Source organism: Vibrio sp. V01_P9A10T6 (genome assembly GCF_963877065.1).
Classification (GTDB): Bacteria; Pseudomonadota; Gammaproteobacteria; order Enterobacterales; family Vibrionaceae; genus Vibrio; species Vibrio anguillarum.
This window is the reverse complement of sequence record NZ_CAWNTB010000156.1, coordinates 17037-33514: the sequence shown is the minus strand read 5'-3', so window position 1 is coordinate 33514 and position 16478 is coordinate 17037. Positions and strand designations below refer to the sequence as shown.

General features: G+C 44.0%; 12 protein-coding genes. 6 read left to right on the top strand and 6 right to left on the bottom strand.

What is annotated here, in order from left to right; translation table 11 throughout:
- Positions 1-137: 137 nt before the first annotated feature.
- The 3 genes from rsmC to hemL form a co-directional block, all read right to left on the bottom strand.
- Entirely contained in the window at positions 138-1181 is a 1044-nt protein-coding gene (gene rsmC, locus AACQ21_RS10475; RefSeq protein WP_017048383.1) for a 16S rRNA (guanine(1207)-N(2))-methyltransferase RsmC, read from the bottom strand.
- An 83-nt stretch (positions 1182-1264) separates the two neighbouring features.
- Complete coding sequence (locus AACQ21_RS10470; RefSeq protein WP_017045856.1) at positions 1265-2350, bottom strand: AI-2E family transporter; 1086 nt, start codon at positions 2348-2350, stop codon at positions 1265-1267.
- A 277-nt stretch (positions 2351-2627) separates the two neighbouring features.
- Positions 2628-3923, bottom strand: coding sequence for a glutamate-1-semialdehyde 2,1-aminomutase (hemL, locus tag AACQ21_RS10465; protein WP_026028237.1), 1296 nt, complete (start codon positions 3921-3923; stop codon positions 2628-2630).
- Between the two features lie 322 nt (positions 3924-4245).
- Here hemL and erpA point away from each other — a divergent pair, with 322 nt between their 5' ends.
- The 3 genes from erpA to AACQ21_RS10450 all read left to right on the top strand — a co-directional run bounded on the left by erpA (position 4246) and on the right by AACQ21_RS10450 (position 8927).
- Positions 4246-4587, top strand: a complete 342-nt coding sequence (erpA, locus tag AACQ21_RS10460; RefSeq protein ID WP_026027518.1) for an iron-sulfur cluster insertion protein ErpA — start codon at positions 4246-4248, stop codon at positions 4585-4587.
- A gap of 126 nt (positions 4588-4713) precedes the next feature.
- The gene (locus AACQ21_RS10455; RefSeq protein WP_105977491.1) at positions 4714-5820 is read left to right on the top strand and encodes an efflux RND transporter periplasmic adaptor subunit; all 1107 of its coding nucleotides are present in this window, start codon (positions 4714-4716) and stop codon (positions 5818-5820) included.
- An 8-nt stretch (positions 5821-5828) separates the two neighbouring features.
- Complete coding sequence (locus AACQ21_RS10450; protein WP_017048385.1) at positions 5829-8927, top strand: efflux RND transporter permease subunit; 3099 nt, start codon at positions 5829-5831, stop codon at positions 8925-8927.
- A gap of 51 nt (positions 8928-8978) precedes the next feature.
- Here the strand turns inward: AACQ21_RS10450 and AACQ21_RS10445 are convergent, their stop codons facing one another.
- Entirely contained in the window at positions 8979-10271 is a 1293-nt protein-coding gene (locus tag AACQ21_RS10445) for a peptidoglycan DD-metalloendopeptidase family protein (RefSeq protein ID WP_017048386.1), read from the bottom strand.
- Between the two features lie 129 nt (positions 10272-10400).
- On the opposite strand from AACQ21_RS10445, the gene tyrS reads away from it, so the two are divergent.
- Together tyrS and AACQ21_RS10435 are read left to right on the top strand one after the other, a co-directional pair.
- Entirely contained in the window at positions 10401-11588 is a 1188-nt protein-coding gene (gene tyrS / locus AACQ21_RS10440; protein ID WP_017045386.1) for a tyrosine--tRNA ligase, read from the top strand.
- A gap of 488 nt (positions 11589-12076) precedes the next feature.
- Positions 12077-12922, top strand: coding sequence for a magnesium transporter (locus tag AACQ21_RS10435; protein ID WP_064624449.1), 846 nt, complete (start codon positions 12077-12079; stop codon positions 12920-12922).
- Here the strand turns inward: AACQ21_RS10435 and dacB are convergent.
- Positions 12901-14343, bottom strand: a complete 1443-nt coding sequence (gene dacB, locus AACQ21_RS10430; RefSeq protein WP_105977489.1) for a serine-type D-Ala-D-Ala carboxypeptidase — start codon at positions 14341-14343, stop codon at positions 12901-12903. The genes AACQ21_RS10435 and dacB overlap by 22 nt on opposite strands.
- 99 nt (positions 14344-14442) lie before the next feature.
- The gene (ompU, locus tag AACQ21_RS10425) at positions 14443-15408 is read right to left on the bottom strand and encodes a porin OmpU (RefSeq protein WP_105977488.1); all 966 of its coding nucleotides are present in this window, start codon (positions 15406-15408) and stop codon (positions 14443-14445) included.
- A 557-nt stretch (positions 15409-15965) separates the two neighbouring features.
- Between ompU and greA the strand changes: the two genes are divergently transcribed.
- A complete protein-coding gene (gene greA / locus AACQ21_RS10420) occupies positions 15966-16439 on the top strand; it encodes a transcription elongation factor GreA (RefSeq protein ID WP_013857625.1) in 474 nt (157 codons plus the stop codon).
- Positions 16440-16478 lie beyond the last annotated feature (39 nt).

Genomic DNA, 16478 nt, shown 5'->3' with positions numbered 1-16478 from the left:
AAAAACAAAGAAAACCTAAAGTGACGAAATTAACGAGTTTTTTTACTTTGACAAGTAAGTCCTGTGGAAAGCGTGGTCACTAACGCAAAATTCGTAAAAATCATCCAGTTTAGTGACCAATTGAGAGTGGATTACACTTATTGTTGCGACTTTTGTAATGTTTTTTTTGCGTGGTAAATGATGAATTTGTTAGTCTTATTTAACACCTCGCAATGACCATAAGCCTGTTCAATCAGCGGGGTATATTTAAGAAAACTGTTGGCCACAATAAAAAGTTCGCCTTTCACGGTTTGATGGCTTGGTGCGTTAGCCAGTAAGGCTTCTGTCGCACTATAGCTGGTCTCTAATCCAGAGTGGAAAGGGGGGTTTGAGACGATAAATTGATAATCTTTAGCGGTATCTGAGTAGACATCAGAGGCAAATACATTCCCTGATATGTTATTTGCTATCAAGGTTGCTTTGGTTGATTCAATCGCAAGCGCGCTGATATCGCACAGTTCAATCTCGATATCTGGGTTTAATGTGGCCATTACTGTACCCAGTACACCAGCACCACAACCAAAGTCGAGAACTTTTCCTCTTAGTTTAGGCAGTGTATCGAGTAACAGTTGGCTGCCGAGGTCAAATTCGCCATGACTAAATACGCCAGGTAAACTTTTTACAATCAGTGCGTGTTGCTGATACTGCACCTGATAAGTTTTGAACCAGTCTGCAATTTGGAAGCTTGGTGGCTGCTGAGTGCATTGCCCCCAATAGAACGAACAGCGTCGAGCTGAATCATACTTTTTAACCACCCCATAAGCTGCAAACATTTTTTCAATGCTTTTTATGCCCGAGCGGTTTTCACCCACGACCACAATCTCAGTCTCTTTGCCCAGTTTGGCCAACAGCATCGCAAGCAGATATTCAGCTTCCTGCTTCGCTTTGGGCCAGTAAAGCAGAATCATGTCTGCATCGGTTTTTTGCTCAAATTGAGCGCCAAAATGACATGTAATTTGCGAATAGGATTCGAGTTGGCGGTAGTAACCATAATGAGTGGTGAACACCGAAACAGAGCGACAATGATTAGCTAACTCTACAGGAAATAAATCCTCCGCTTCTCCAGCCACTAAAAGATGTTTTCCTTCGAAATAAGCAAGCTGACGCTGGGCAATTTGACTTGGTGCGGTGTAACTGGACATAGTAGGCTCTGCGCTAAAAAAGAGGGGCAGATTCTCGCACAGTCTGCCCCTTGCTTCTAGCTTGATCGTCAGTAAGTCAAAAGTTAGCTATTATCTTGTTGATTGAGAAAACCTTTAAACTCTTCCTCATAAATATTAAACAGCACCATAGTGATGGCAAAAATGAGTGGGCCGTAAATTAACCCAATCAGGCCAAACAGCTGAATACCACCGAGCAGAGAAAAGAAGATCATTAATGTGTTCATGCCCGCGCTCCCTTGCATTAAAAAGGGCCGCAATAAATTATCAATTGAGCCAACAACTATAACGCTCCAGAGGGCCAAGAATATGCCCCATGTGCTATCTCCGGTTAGAAAGAGATAAATAGTGGCTGGAATCCATATCAGAGCAGTACCGACAACTGGAATAAACGAAGCAAACCCCATCATGGTGCCCCAAAATAACCCAGGGAAACCGGCGAGCCACATACCAAACCCACCCGCAAAGCCTTGCGCTATTGCGGTTAAAAATGACCCCATGACAGCCGATTTGGAGACTTGCTCAATTTCGCAGAGCAACCTGTCTTCTTGACTACGCGACAATGGCAGGATGTGCCTAAGAGCGCTGATGAGCTTATCGTGATCACGGAGTAGGAAAAACAACACGAACAGCATTAAGAAGAAATCCATCAAAAAACTGGTCGCATCACCCAGCACTTTTGCGCTAATACTGACCAAGTTGGTGCCAAATGAACTGGCAAATTGCCCCACTTTTTGTGCGATTTGTTGTGGCTGAATTTCATCAAAGGGCAAATATTGATTCGCAATGGCGAGTCCTTTGACAATCCAAGGATGAGCAAAGGCGGTTTGAATGCCACCATGGGTGACCCATTGGTACATGTTCTGAGAAAATACCGACCCTTGCTGCACAATAGCAGCAAAGACAAACAGCAGTGGAATCACAATAATAAACGTCAAAATAATACACGAGAGAAACGAGGCGGTATTTTTGTATTTGGGGATTTTTCGTTCGAGCCACTCATGAATGGGAAACATCAATAACGAGATGATGAAAGCCATCACAATCGAGTTGATATAAGGTGCAATCAACAGATAACAAGCAATAGCCGCAGCGACAAGTGCCGCAATGAGCACCCAGTGGCTAGAGGTGATTTTCACTTTTTCTGACACGTTGTTAATCCAACCTTGTAAAGTAATAGGGTTATAATGACTGCAAATCAGCGTGTTATCAATGAGGAACTGATGAGATGGGATGTTGTGATAATGAAAAAGGGTGTCAAAACCAGCATAAAAAAAAGTTGAAGCTACCGTGGTTTGCCATCAGCATGATGGCGTTGGTCGTTTTAGTGATTTATTACTGGCAATAATAGCTTGCTTATTGAGTCTGAAATGAATAAAGGGCTGATTTACAGCCCTTTATAATTATGATGAGTCAGCCTAATGGTGCTTATTCCGCTTGAGCTGCCATCATCGCAAAGCAGCGATCGGCCGCTTCTAATGTCGCTTCAATTTCTTTGGAACCATGCGCCAAAGAGGTAAAACTTGCTTCAAAAGCTGAAGGCGCTAAATAGACACCATGATCGAGCATCAAATGGAAGAAGCGCTTGAAACGTTCAACATCACATTTTGCGACTTCTTCATAACAGGTGACGCGTTCTTGATCGGTAAAAAAGAAGCCGAACATGCCACCAACTTGGCTGACCAGCAAAGGAATACCGTGTTTGTCTGCGAGTTCTTTGAATCCATCAGCCAATTGCTTTGTTTTGGCCGCGAGACGTTTTTCATTGCCTTCTTCTTTTAGAAGCGTCAAGCAGGCATAACCCGCAGCCATAGCCACAGGGTTACCTGATAGCGTACCAGCTTGGTACACCGGGCCCGTTGGAGCGATGTATTGCATCACATCACGGCGTCCACCAAAAGCGCCAACAGGCATACCACCGCCAATCACTTTCCCTAGCGTTGTTAAGTCTGGTTTGATGTTGTAGTAAGCCTGTGCACCACCTAGTGCAACACGAAAACCTGTCATTACTTCATCAAAGATCAGCAGAGCGCCTTCTTGGTCACAAATCTCACGTAAGCCTTCATGGAACCCTTCTACTGGTGGAATACAGTTCATATTGCCCGCGACTGGTTCGACGATAATGCAGGCTATTTGGTCTTTATTGGCCGCGAACAATTCACGTACAGATTCTAAATCATTAAAAGTGGCGGTCAGTGTATGTTTAGCAAAATCAGCAGGCACACCAGGAGAGCTTGGTTGGCCTAATGTTAAGGCGCCAGAGCCTGCTTTTACTAGCAAACTGTCCGCATGACCGTGATAGCAGCCTTCAAATTTTAAAATTTTATCGCGCCCAGTGAATCCACGAGCTAAACGAATGGCGCTCATCGTCGCTTCGGTACCGGAACTGACCATACGCAACTGTTCCATTGATGGAACCAGCTCAGAAACTAATTCTGCCATATCGATTTCCATCTCGGTCGGCGCACCAAAACTGAGACCGCGCTGCGCTGCGCCTATCACGGCTTCACGAATGACCGCGTGATTGTGGCCTAGTATCATTGGCCCCCAAGAGCCGACATAATCAATATAAGCTTTGCCATCAGCATCAAAAATCAACGGGCCGTCTGCGCGGTCGATAAAAATCGGCGAGCCACCAACTCCGTTAAAAGCACGTACAGGAGAGTTAACTCCACCGGGGATTGCACGTTGTGCCTTTTGATAAAGCTCTGCTGATTTGGTCATGGATTTATCCTCTTCTGCTTGTTCGGACCAGTTGGTGTCGCATTGTATACCCAAACTCACCAAAGACACTTTTTTTCACTCATTTTCTGAGCCCATTCACAGCCAAATAAGCGCCGTATAGTGTACAACTCACGCGACAGTGAGTGTTTTTTCAGTGCATAATGCCTCGATAGTTGGAGTTTTAGCTTAAGTGACGGTGAATACTTGAACGAATAGGTCAGGTATTAGATAATCATTGCATTATTAAAAAAGAATCACCTTTACAGGCATAAGTTAAGCATAATAAGTCTGACAGGTATTAACACGAGTGAGAGAGGCCATCGTGAGTGAAGTAAATGTACCATTGTCATTTTCTGATACTGCAGCACAACGCGTAAAAATGTTGATTGCTGAAGAAGAGAATCCAGCGCTAAAACTGCGCGTTTATATTACTGGTGGTGGTTGTAGCGGTTTTCAATATGGGTTTACCTTTGATGAAAATGTAAACGATGGCGATACCACAATAGTTAATAGTGGCGTGACATTAGTGGTTGACCCGATGAGCTTACAATATTTGATAGGTGGCATTGTCGATTACACAGAAGGCCTAGAAGGCTCTCGTTTTTTTGTCAATAATCCTAATGCAACAACAACATGCGGTTGTGGTGCATCATTTAGTGTTTAACTAAAAAAGGTTCGATGCACAATTAATCTACTGTAGCTAATTAAGCTTAATAGCCCTACGTATTTGGATGTTATGTAGGGCTTTGCCTTAACCTTAAGAAGGCAAGAACATAATAAAGGATTATTTATGCCTGATACCAAAATCAGCCGTTCATCTATTGGCCGCTTTTTTTCGCAACGACCTTGGCTACTCTCGACGATTTTTATCCTACTTCTCTGTTTTTGGTTAGGTTTTGGGGCATTGAAAGCGGAAGAGCACCGGCAAACTGCCAATGACACCATTCCTCTTGCGAAAGTTATTTACCAATCTTTTGAGGCTGAATTGACCGATAAGCATATCGATCTTTACGGTCGGACCGCACCTAATCGTCAAGCTAAAATTGGTGCTGAAATCGCAGGGAAAATTACTCAAATCTCGATAGCAAAAGGGCAGCCTGTCAATAAAGGACAACAGATCGTCTTAATTGATCAAGCTGATCTAGCGACTCAATTAGAGAGTGCGCAAGCCTTGTTCAAACTGAAACAAAAAGAATTCAGTGCCGCTGAGTCGTTAAAAAATCGAGGTTTGCAAGGCGAAGTGGCCTTTGCTTCGGCGCAAGCCGCTTTAGCGGAAGCCAGCGCTGTGCAAAGTCGTGCCCAATTGGCTTTACGTAATACGTCAGTTGTGGCTCCCTTCGATGGCATTGTTCAAGACATATTGATAGAAAAAGGCGATTTTGTCGGAGTGGGTGACCCGATGATCACCTTTATTGATCTCAGTAAATTAGTGATAGAAGCGGATGTCAGCGAACGACACATCCAAAAAATCAAACAAGACCAAATTGCTCGTGTACGTTTTATCGATGGTTCTACTGTCGATGGCAAGGTTCGTTATATTTCTCGCGTCTCATCGCCTACCACCAACACGTTTGCTATCGAAGTGGAATTAGACAATCCCAATCAAACGATCCCCGCGGGTGTGAGCGCTGAAGTGGAGATGAGTTTGGAAACACAACTGGCGGTGAAAATCACGCCGGCCATGCTTGCGCTTGATGATCAAGGAAATTTAGGTGTTAAAACTCTGCAGCAAGATCGTGTTCGCTTCATCCCCATTCAATTGGTAAAAGCGGAGCAAGATGGTGTGTGGCTAACTGGGCTAGGGGAGACGGTGGATATTATCACCGTTGGGCAAGGTTTTGTTCGAGATGGTGATCAAGTGATTGCGGTCAAGAAACCTAACCACTCAGCGCAGTAGGGGGCGCCATGTTTTCTATTATTGATGCGGCGCTATCTCGCTCGCGCACTATGTTATCGCTGCTGATTTTTATCTTGATCGCTGGCGTAGCGACCTATTTTTCGATCCCTAAAGAATCGAGCCCTGACATTACTATTCCTATTATTTATGTCTCCGTAAGTCATCAAGGCATATCACCGAGTGATGCTGAGCGCCTTATCGTGCGGCCCCTAGAGCAAGAAATGCGCTCTATTGAAGGCGTAAAAGAGATGACGTCGAATGCTTCCGAAGGGCATGCTTCTGTAGTTTTGGAATTTAACGTTGGCGTTAACCTTGATAAAGCGATGGCGGATGTGAGAGATGCGGTCAATTTGGCCGAGCCGAAGCTACCCGCAGACAGCGATGAGCCGACCGTGAACGAAGTAACATTGGCATCAGAGCAACCGGTATTATCAGTGGTGCTTTATGGCACTTTACCAGAGCGAGCTATCGTACAAATTGCAAGGCAGTTGAGAGACAAATTAGAAAGCTACCGACAAGTATTAGAAGTTGATATCGCTGGCGATCGCGAAGATATTGTTGAGATCATTGTCGATCCCCTATTGATGGAAAGTTACGGACTTGATCAAGGCGATATCTATAACTTAATCGCACTGAATAATAAAGTCGTTGCGGCGGGTTTCGTCGATACGGGCTACGGACGTTTTTCCGTAAAGGTTCCTTCAGTTTTTGAATCCTTGAAAGATGTGTTAGAGCTTCCGGTGAAGGTTGATGGTAAGCAAGTAATCACCTTTGGCGATATCGCGACCGTCAGACGAGCATTTCGAGACCCTGAAAGCTTTGCTCGTTTAGATGGCAAATCGGCGGTGGTGTTGGACGTTAAAAAGCGTGCTGGTGAAAATATCATCGAAACCGTTGAGCTGGTAAAAACGGTAATGGGAGAGGCGCAAAAACGGGAAGATTGGCCAAGTAATTTGTTGGTGAAATACACGTGGGATGAGTCGAAAGACGTTGAAATCATGCTCAACGATCTACAAAACAATATTCTGTCGGCCATTATTTTAGTCGTGATCGTGATTATCGCTATTTTGGGAATGAGGACGGCGCTGCTGGTTGGTATCTCAATACCAGGCTCATTTTTGACCGGATTACTAGTTTTGTCGGTGTTTGGGCTAACCGTCAATATTGTCGTGTTATTTGCATTAATTATGGCGGTTGGCATGCTGGTTGATGGAGCCATAGTGGTAACTGAGTTTGCTGATCGGCGCATGCAAGAAGGTGTGCCGCGTAAAGAAGCGTATCGAGATGCAGCAAAACGGATGGCATGGCCGATTACCGCATCAACCGCTACCACTTTAGCCGCTTTTGCCCCTCTGCTTTTTTGGCCGGATATCACGGGTGAGTTTATGAAATACTTGCCTCTCACGCTTATCGCTACACTGGCTGCGTCACTGATTATGGCACTGCTTTTCGTACCTGTGCTAGGAGGCTTAATTGGCCGACCGCAACATGCTTCGGCTGCCAGTCAAGCACGGATGATTGCTTTACATGAAGGTGATTTTGCCCAAGCGACGGGCATCACCAAGCTCTATTATCACACGTTGGCCATTGCGATTCGTCACCCACTTAAAATACTGTTCAGTGCGATAGTGCTCGCGATTGTGATTGGTTTTGCTTATGCCAAAGCAGGGCTCGGTGCCGAATTCTTCCCTGAGGTGGATCCGCCTTATTTCACCGTTAAAGTTCGTTCTTATGGCGATCTTTCCATCCAAGAAAAAGACACCTTAATGCGAGAAATTGAGCAGGTGATGCTTGGTCATGAGGAATTTGAGAGCGTCTATACTCGAACGGGGGGAGAGGATGAAATTGGCCAGATTCAAATTACCCCTGTTGATTGGCAATATCGCCGCACCGTCAAAGCGATTATTGAAGAGCTTAAAAGCACCACAGATCAGTTTTCAGGGGTGGAAATCGAGTATAAATTTCCAGATGCAGGGCCACCGGTTGAGCATGATCTGGTGATTGAAATGTCGGCGCGTACTCCTGAAAATCTTAATGAGGCCGCTAAAATGGTCAGAAAGTGGGCTGATAACAATCCCGCGTTGACTAATATCAGTGACACCTCAAATAAAGAAGGAATTGACTGGCGAATTGATATTCGACGTGATGATGCTTCTCGATTTTTAGCCGATGCGACATTGGTGGGTAACACAGTGCAATTTGTGACTAATGGATTAAAAATTGGTGACTACTTGCCTGATGATGCAAACGAAGAGGTCGATATTTTGGTGCGTTATCCAGAGGATAAGCGGGATATTGGTCGATTTGATCAGTTACGGGTCAACACACCCGCAGGTCTGGTGCCGATAACCAATTTTGCGCAGATAAAACCGGATCACAAACAAGATACGATCAAACGGATTGATGGTCGACGGGTTATCGATATTATGGCGGATCTAAAGGAAGGGTATAATCTGGCCCTTGAATTGCCGAAAGTTACTCAAGCATTGTCGGAATTGAATTTACCTAATGGGGTGGAGTTTAAATTACGAGGGCAAAATGAAGAGCAGGAACATTCCTCAGAATTTCTAAAAAATGCCTTTTTGATTGCGCTGGTGGTTATGGGGTTAATTCTGGTTACGCAATTTAATAGTTTTTACCAAGCATTCCTCATTTTAAGTGCAGTACTGTTTTCAACGGTCGGAGTATTTGCGGGTCTGCTGATTTTCCAAAAACCTTTCGGCATTATTATGTCAGGTATTGGGGTCATCGCCTTGGCCGGCATCGTGGTGAATAACAATATCGTATTGATAGATACTTATAACCAACTGATACGCAGAGGCTTGTCAAAACAAGAGGCAATTTTACGCACTGGTGTTCAGCGTTTAAGGCCCGTTTTATTGACCACAGTGACGACTATTTTAGGGTTATTGCCAATGGTACTGGAGATGAACATCGACTTGATTAACCAGAAAATTGAGTTTGGTGCTCCCAGCACGCAATGGTGGTCACAACTCGCCACGGCCGTTGCGGGAGGCCTTGCTTTTGCCACTGTTTTAACGTTAGTACTGACGCCTTGCTTGTTGATGTTGGGGCGTAAGGAACCACCACCTACTCTCGAAGAGTAATCTACTCAATCTTACACAATGAGGCCCACATTATTGGTGGGCCTTTTCTTATTATTTATTGGCATAGAGTAATTGGCTATAGCGTTCTAGCTTCCCAAGCCTAATTTGAGCATTGGCGATAAAGGTGGTTTTTGCTTGGCCCGTTAGGGATTTAGATTGCGGTAAAGAGACCGTTCTTGGGTTTTTGTGTACACCGTTGACCAAAAATTCATAGTGGAGATGAGGGCCGGTGACTCTTCCTGTCCCTCCTAAAGTACCAATCGTTTGTCCTTGTTTGACTCGTTGACCAGTTTTGACCATACGTCGTTGTAAGTGTAGGTATTTGGTAATGTAGGTGTTGCTGTGACGAATAAACACATAATTACCATTAAATTGGTTGTAACTTGATTTCTCAACCACACCATCGCCGGCGGCCCAAATTGGGGTACCAACTGGCGCGGCATAATCGGTTCCTCTGTGTGCGGTGACTTTTCCTGTGACGGGGTGGCGACGCACAGGATTGAAATTCGATGTCACGCGACGAAAATCGATCGGCGAGCGTAAAAAGGCCTTTTTCATGGCCCGGCCATTTTCGTCATAGTAATTGCCTGTTGCATCGTCCAATATTGCTGTGAATGTCGTACCTTGGTTGGTAAAGGCGGCGGCAATGATATTTCCGCGGCCAATTACCTCACCTTCCACCACCTTTTCTTGGAATAGCAGCTTAAATTGGTCACCTTCACGAATATCTAACGCAAAATCCACATCCCAACCAAATATACCCGCTAACTCCATGATTTGGTTTGCCGTTAAACCCGCGCTTATCCCCGCATTCCAAAAATTTGAAGTAATGATCGCTTCGGCATAGTTGTACTGGAACATCAGCTCTTTTTTATCAAACTCAGAAGTAAAGCCATCGCCCGATTTAGTGATACGAAAGGTTTCAAAGGCGCTAATAATGCGATTGAGTTGAACAAGTTCATTATTTTCATCAAAGCCAAATTGCAGTTCATCTCCTGGCTTAAGTCGTGAAAGCTGGCTGTCAATATCACGATTTGTTGCCGTGAGTTGATAGAGTAAGCGAGCCGAAAGCCCAATTCGCTGAAATAATACGGCGGCACTTTCACCCGATTTAACTTGATAAGTTTCCCAACGCAGCATGGTGGAAGGCGAGATAGATATTCCCGGAGAGAGTGCTTCTGCGTTAATGGTTAATGGATAATGGCGACCAATTTCTAGACGATTCGGATCCTGAGCGAGATCTTCAGGATTTGGCAGAAATAGCAGCGCGAAAACCATGAGTGCGCTTAAAAAGGCGATGAGGATTCGATGCACCCAAGGGAGACGAGCGAAAATTGAAAGCATATTTAGGTTCGTTTAGTAAATTATAAAGAAATTAGCCGGTTCGTTAGTCTAACTGGTTTCAAAAAGCATCGCTATTCAAGTAAGATGTTCAACTATTAAATTTTGCCAAATCTGTAGGAGTGAACAAGAATGGCGAGTATTGAAGCGGCTTTAGCTGAAATTAAACGCGGCGTTGAAGAGCTAATCCCAGAAGATGAATTGATCGCGAAACTGAAAGAAAACCGTCCACTGCGCATTAAATTAGGTGCTGATCCAACGGCTCCAGATATCCATCTTGGACATACGGTGATCCTCAATAAATTACGTGCATTTCAAGATTTGGGCCATGAAGTCACCTTTTTGATTGGTGATTTCACGGGTATGGTTGGTGACCCAAGCGGTAAAAATACCACGCGCCCACCGCTCACTCGTGACGATGTTTTGCGTAATGCTGAAACCTATAAGACACAAGTGTTTAAGATCCTCGATCCGGCTAAAACGAAAATTCAGTTTAACTCTGAATGGTTGTCTCTATTGGGTGCGGAAGGCATGATCCGTCTTGCATCGAACCAAACAGTGGCACGCATGCTAGAGCGCGATGATTTCAAAAAGCGCTACGCTAATGGTCAGCCTATTGCCATTCATGAATTCATGTATCCACTCCTACAGGGTTATGATTCAGTCGCAATGGAGACAGATGTTGAGCTTGGCGGTACTGACCAAAAATTCAACCTACTGATGGGCCGTGAACTGCAAAAAGCACATGGTCAAAAACCACAAGTTGTCTTGATGATGCCACTGCTTGTTGGTTTGGATGGCGAGAAAAAAATGTCCAAATCAGCGCACAACTACATTGGTGTCAGTGAATCGCCAAGTGAAATGTTTGGCAAAATCATGTCGATCTCTGACACATTAATGTGGAGCTACTACGAGTTGCTTTCTTTCCGTCCATTGGAAGAAGTCGCACAGTTCAAAGCTGATGTTGAAAATGGCACCAACCCACGCGATCTCAAAATCTTACTGGCGAAAGAGATCATTGCACGTTTTCACTCTAAAGAAGAGGCGGATGCGGCTGAGCAAGAGTTCATCAACCGCTTCCAAAAAGGTGCGATGCCAGAAGAGATGGCAGAATTTGAATTTGCAGCGGGTATTGCTATCACTAACCTGCTCAAAGAGGCCGGTTTAGTGGCTTCAACGTCTGATGCGATGCGAATGATCAAGCAAGGCGGTGCCAAACAAGATGGCGAAAAAATCGACGACAGCAAAAATGTACCAGCCGCGGGGACTTATGTTTACCAAGTCGGCAAGCGTAAGTTCGCACGAGTTACTGTAAAGTAAAAATCACAGTAAAGTGAACCGTCTATTCATCAAAGCGCCTAAGGGCGCTTTTTGCTGGGTCTGATCTTGGCATATTAATTAGCCATTAAATCTCCAATCTGAATGGTGGTTTTTTGTGATTGAGTATGGTTGAAATTGAAACGCATTGGATGCAAAGATCAGAGTGTATTTCGCCAAAGGCTTTGGTACAATTTGCGCACTGCTAATTGAGCAGTACTTTCGGAGATTTTTATGAACAATACCGACCATCCCCCTAGTATGAAGGGAGAAAAATAACCGCTTTCGGTATTGGCGATCTTCGCTCCTACCTTCAGTGGTAGGGCTTATCTTTTCTGATTTACTCCTCTCGATTTTTCTCCTGCTCTCTAGTTTGAGATGAAAACTTATCTGTGAATTACATTGATGAACAATGACGTCATTGCTCATGAATATATTGCATTTGGTTATCATTTCGATGGTCGTTACCTTTGCCAATCGGGAGATTCGCCATGACGGTAATGAGCAACATTTATATTGAAAATTCACCTAACTTTTCTTTGGAAGAGATTGGTGCGGCTCGTAATGCATTTTTGCAGTACGAACAGCAAAAACAGGTACATTTATTGGCAGTGATGCCTATCGAAGAGGCAGTGGCGATTTTACGTCACTGTACTATTGGTTATGTTCAGCAACTACTCAGTGAATTAGATAAAGGGGGCTATGACATTCGCGCTCGCCATTACGCTAACCAATTGGGGTTTATTTACTCAGAAGTTGAAACGGCACAAAGCTATTTAACCACTAGCGTGATTGAACATGTGAAGCAGCGTATTGGCTGGATTATTGTATTGGCACTACTTGGTATCGTATCCGGGCTGATTATTACCCAGTATGAAGATACATTGAGTCAGCTTGTGCTCTTAGCTGTGTATATGCCTGTTATTGCCGCTGCAGGTGGGAATACTGGCTCGCAAGCTGCGACGTTAGTCGTGCGCGCGTTGGCGGTTGGTGAATTACGCAAACGTCAATGGTTGCGTGTATTGTGGAAGGAGTGCCGTGTTGCGGTTTGCCTTGCGTTGGCTATCTCTGCGGTGATGGTGGCTCGCATTATGTTGTTTAGTGATGCCAACTCAACCGGAGGCTTTCCACTAGAAAACATTGCGTTTGCAATTGCGGTTGCGCTCTTTATCCAAGTCACCATTTCAACGACGATTGGCGGCTTATTACCCATTGCTGCGCGCGTTTTTAAATTAGATCCTGCGGTATTAGTTAGCCCTGTACTGGCTTCTATCGTCGATATTTCGGGTATGTGGATCTACTTTAACGTGGTGAACTATTCATTAGGACTGAGCTGACTGAACTTAACGACATCTTCAAAGAAGAGCGTCTCAAATTGAGCAATCGGGGCGGTAACACTAGTGTTATCGCCTTGATCTTGCGGATAATAATCAGTGATAAATTGAACAAATAATGTACTCGGTTTTCCTTGTTTATCTAAACCGAAGCCCGCCATGTTATGCGTTCCATAAAGCGAACCACTTTTGGCAATCAGCTGCCCTTGTATAGCTTGGCCACGCATACTACGTCGGTACTGTAAGGTACCGGATTCACCTGCTTTAGGCATGATATCAATAAGCTTAAGGGTTTGATTATTAATCCAAATGTAATTCAGCACATCCACCATATTTTGTACTGACAGGCGGTTGTTACGTGATAAACCCGAACCATCAGCCAACTGAGCTTGTGCCAAGTTGATGCCTGTTCGAGAAAAAAGGATTTGCTTGATCGCCTCGGTGCCATTACTAAAACTGCCGGGTTGAATAAAAAAATGCTGGCCAAGTGTTTTGGTTAAACTGTCAGCAATCAAATTGTCAGACTCTTTAAGCATCATTTCTAACAACGGGTACAGTGGCATAGATTGATGTGTTGCTATCAATGCACCCTTTTCTATGCTCAGTTCATCTTGCTTTACACCCAGCTTAACCTCGCCTAGCAATTCAATGCCAACTTGTTTGAGTTGCTTATAAATCATACGTGTGGCGTATAAGTTTGGGTCTTGCACGGCAAACTTTAGTGGCAGAGGTTGTGTTCGCTCGGCCAAACAGCCGTCGAGCTGGTAATGGTTCTGCTCTGAAGTACGCAGTTCTAAATCACAGCGAGCGCTCTCTTGTTCAGTCTTAGTAACACTTCTTGCGTAGCTGGTCACGTGAATGGGATAGTGCTCAGGCACATAAACCCGAGTTTTCCCGTTCGGTTGCGTATAAATAGAGGCTTGCACACAATTACCATCCAGAGTGATTGCACTTGATGGGGCGCTATAGCATACCCCCAGAATATCCCAAGGTGATCCAACCGCGCGGTCGTAACCTGAAAAGGCTGAATTATCTAACCAAAGGTTGCCTTTTATTTGTGAGATGCCCTGTTTTTTTAGCTCGCTGAGTAGCTGCTTCATATCTTGGCTGGTTAACGTAGGGTCGCCAGAGAAGTGAATAACAATGTCATCGCCATGTTGAGTTAGTTGAGTCGTGAAGCGAAATTGTTCGCCAAGCTCTAGCGTGGCGGCAAGCGCGGTGAGCATTTTTAAAGTGCTGGCAGGAGGGAAAAGCGCTTGTATGTTATTAGTATCTTGAAAAACCTGTTCAGTGGCTAAAGAGTGAACGAATAAACCCACCCGAGTACCTTGTGGCAGTGTTTGCAAAGGCGTATACGCCAAAGTCGATAAAGGAAAGAAGAACGAGAGGATGAATAAAAAAGCACTGCGGTTGAATAAGAGCATAACACGGCATTTCAGGGGGGGAATGTGCATACAGTATAGCGAGATAAAAAACGCCTGCTAGCAAGCAGGCGTTTTAAATCTATGACATTAAGCCAAGAATTAGAAGTCGTAACGTAGACCTAGTGCTAGTTCGTCTTCAGATTTAGCTTTACCTACTTTGTCTGAATCAAGTAGGTTGAAGTTGTAAGAGATGTACGAACGGAAGTTAGGTTTGAAGAAGTAAGTTGCATCAACTGCAAAGTTATCTTTTGAAGTTACATCACTTGTTTCAGCGTTGTTGTAAGTTGTTGTGAATACTGCTTGACCCATTGTGTAGGCTGCAGCTAGTTCATAACCAGTGTAATCAACGTTAGTGTCTTTTTCGCCGTCAGTGAATACACCTGCGAAGTAGAAATCAGAGATAGCGTAAGATGCAGCAAGCATATACTCGTTTTGAGTATCTTGATCAGCATAACCTGCACCTAGCTTAACGCCAGTGTCGCCGATTGCATAGATAGCCGATAGAGAGTAGCCGTCTTGACCGTTATCCACATATTTATCGTTGGTAGTATCAACTGAAGCATCAGCAAAACGATAGCTTGCTTTAACGCCTAGGTTTTCGAATTGGCCTTTATAAGCCACCATGTTGTCTACGCGGTCCGCTACAGCAATTTTGTCTGCTGCTGAGTTGCCGTGGTAAGCCATGATATCGGTAAAGTCAGTGATAACACCTAGCGCGCCGTCGTTTTTACCGTAAGTCACTTCACCGAAGTTACCGCCGATACCAGCATAAGTGTAACGGTTGTCTAGGTTATTATTTGACTTGTTTTCGCCTTGGTCGTTAGTAGTGAACTCACCTTCGTAGAAACCAACACCGTATAGGCTGTCGTTGATTGCTACTTTACCTAGGAAGTTTAGACGTACGCGTGATGCATCGTCCGCTTTGCCATCTTTAAGAGAAAGACGTGCTTCTGCGCGGCCGCCCATTTCTAGAGATGTACCGTCTTGGTTGTATAGCTCACCAGCATTTACACCAGTTACTACTGCAGCAGCTGATACTGCTAAAGCAATCAGAGTTTTGTTCATCTTATTAGTCCTAATTTACTGTCCATAAATATTTTTATTTGCGACGTCTATCTATATCGTCCTTCGAGTGCTTTTGAACATTGAGTTGCATAGGTTGGGTTTTGTAAACCTTCACTAACGTACAACCAAACGTTACTAGCATTTCGTGTTCTACTTTTTACTCTTAAGTTCCGAAATTAGTTAGTAAAATGATATAAAACAGGTTTATGAACACCGTTTTATTTCGTGTAAATAAATATCAAGTCTTTGTTTTTTATTTAGTTTATTGGTTTTTATCAACTGGTCTGAATAGTTTGTTTTTTATTTTTTTTTAGTGAGGTGGGTCGGTTTTTTGTGCGAAAACATTCGTGAAAATGAGCTTTGTGTCTGTTTTTTATCACTTTCCCCCAAACTCATTCACAGAAACCTGACAGGGGTCACGTGTGATTTAAGATGATTTAGTCACGAAGTTTGATTACACTAATTAGCAACTATGTTAATCCATGTACTACCTAACCTTTGTTGTGTTGGGTAGTTTTGTTTTGCCCAAATACGAATTTTGGCATTAGAGGTATAAAATGGAAAAAGTTCCAATGACAGTTCGTGGTGAACAATTGCTGCGCGAAGAGTTAGATAGGCTGCTAAAATTACGTCCACAAATTACCCAAGCTATTGCAACCGCACGTGAACTTGGCGACCTAAAAGAAAATGCGGAATATCACGCTGCTCGAGAAGAGCAAGGTATTTGTGAGGCTCAAATTCGTGATATTGAATATAAGCTATCTGTTGCTCAGGTGATCGATATCACTAAAATGGAAAATACAGGCAAAGTGATTTTTGGTTCAACAGTGACATTGATTGACAGTGATACTGATGAAGTGAAACGCTACCAGATTGTGGGTGAAGATGAAGCTGAGATTAAATCTGGGCGCATTTCTGTCAGCTCACCGATTGCCCGCGGTTTGATCGGTAAAATGGAAGGTGATGAGGTGATTATCGCTACTCCCGGTGGTGATAAAGATTTCGAAATCGATAAAGTTGAATACCTCTAATTCATTTCAACAACAATCAAAAAGGTCGCAGTGTGCGAC

Excerpts from the sequence above, each read along its gene's own strand:
- AACQ21_RS10445 (WP_017048386.1), bottom strand. The coding sequence starts at position 10,271 with ATGCTTTCAATTTTCGCTCGTCTCCCTTGGGTGCATCGAATCCTCATC.
- rsmC (WP_017048383.1), bottom strand. The coding sequence starts at position 1,181 with ATGTCCAGTTACACCGCACCAAGTCAAATTGCCCAGCGTCAGCTTGCT.
- hemL (WP_026028237.1), bottom strand. The coding sequence starts at position 3,923 with ATGACCAAATCAGCAGAGCTTTATCAAAAGGCACAACGTGCAATCCCC.
- greA (WP_013857625.1), top strand. The coding sequence starts at position 15,966 with ATGGAAAAAGTTCCAATGACAGTTCGTGGTGAACAATTGCTGCGCGAA.
- AACQ21_RS10435 (WP_064624449.1), top strand. The coding sequence starts at position 12,077 with ATGACGGTAATGAGCAACATTTATATTGAAAATTCACCTAACTTTTCT.
- dacB (WP_105977489.1), bottom strand. The coding sequence starts at position 14,343 with ATGCTCTTATTCAACCGCAGTGCTTTTTTATTCATCCTCTCGTTCTTC.
- AACQ21_RS10450 (WP_017048385.1), top strand. The coding sequence starts at position 5,829 with ATGTTTTCTATTATTGATGCGGCGCTATCTCGCTCGCGCACTATGTTA.
- ompU (WP_105977488.1), bottom strand. The coding sequence starts at position 15,408 with ATGAACAAAACTCTGATTGCTTTAGCAGTATCAGCTGCTGCAGTAGTA.
- tyrS (WP_017045386.1), top strand. The coding sequence starts at position 10,401 with ATGGCGAGTATTGAAGCGGCTTTAGCTGAAATTAAACGCGGCGTTGAA.
- AACQ21_RS10455 (WP_105977491.1), top strand. The coding sequence starts at position 4,714 with ATGCCTGATACCAAAATCAGCCGTTCATCTATTGGCCGCTTTTTTTCG.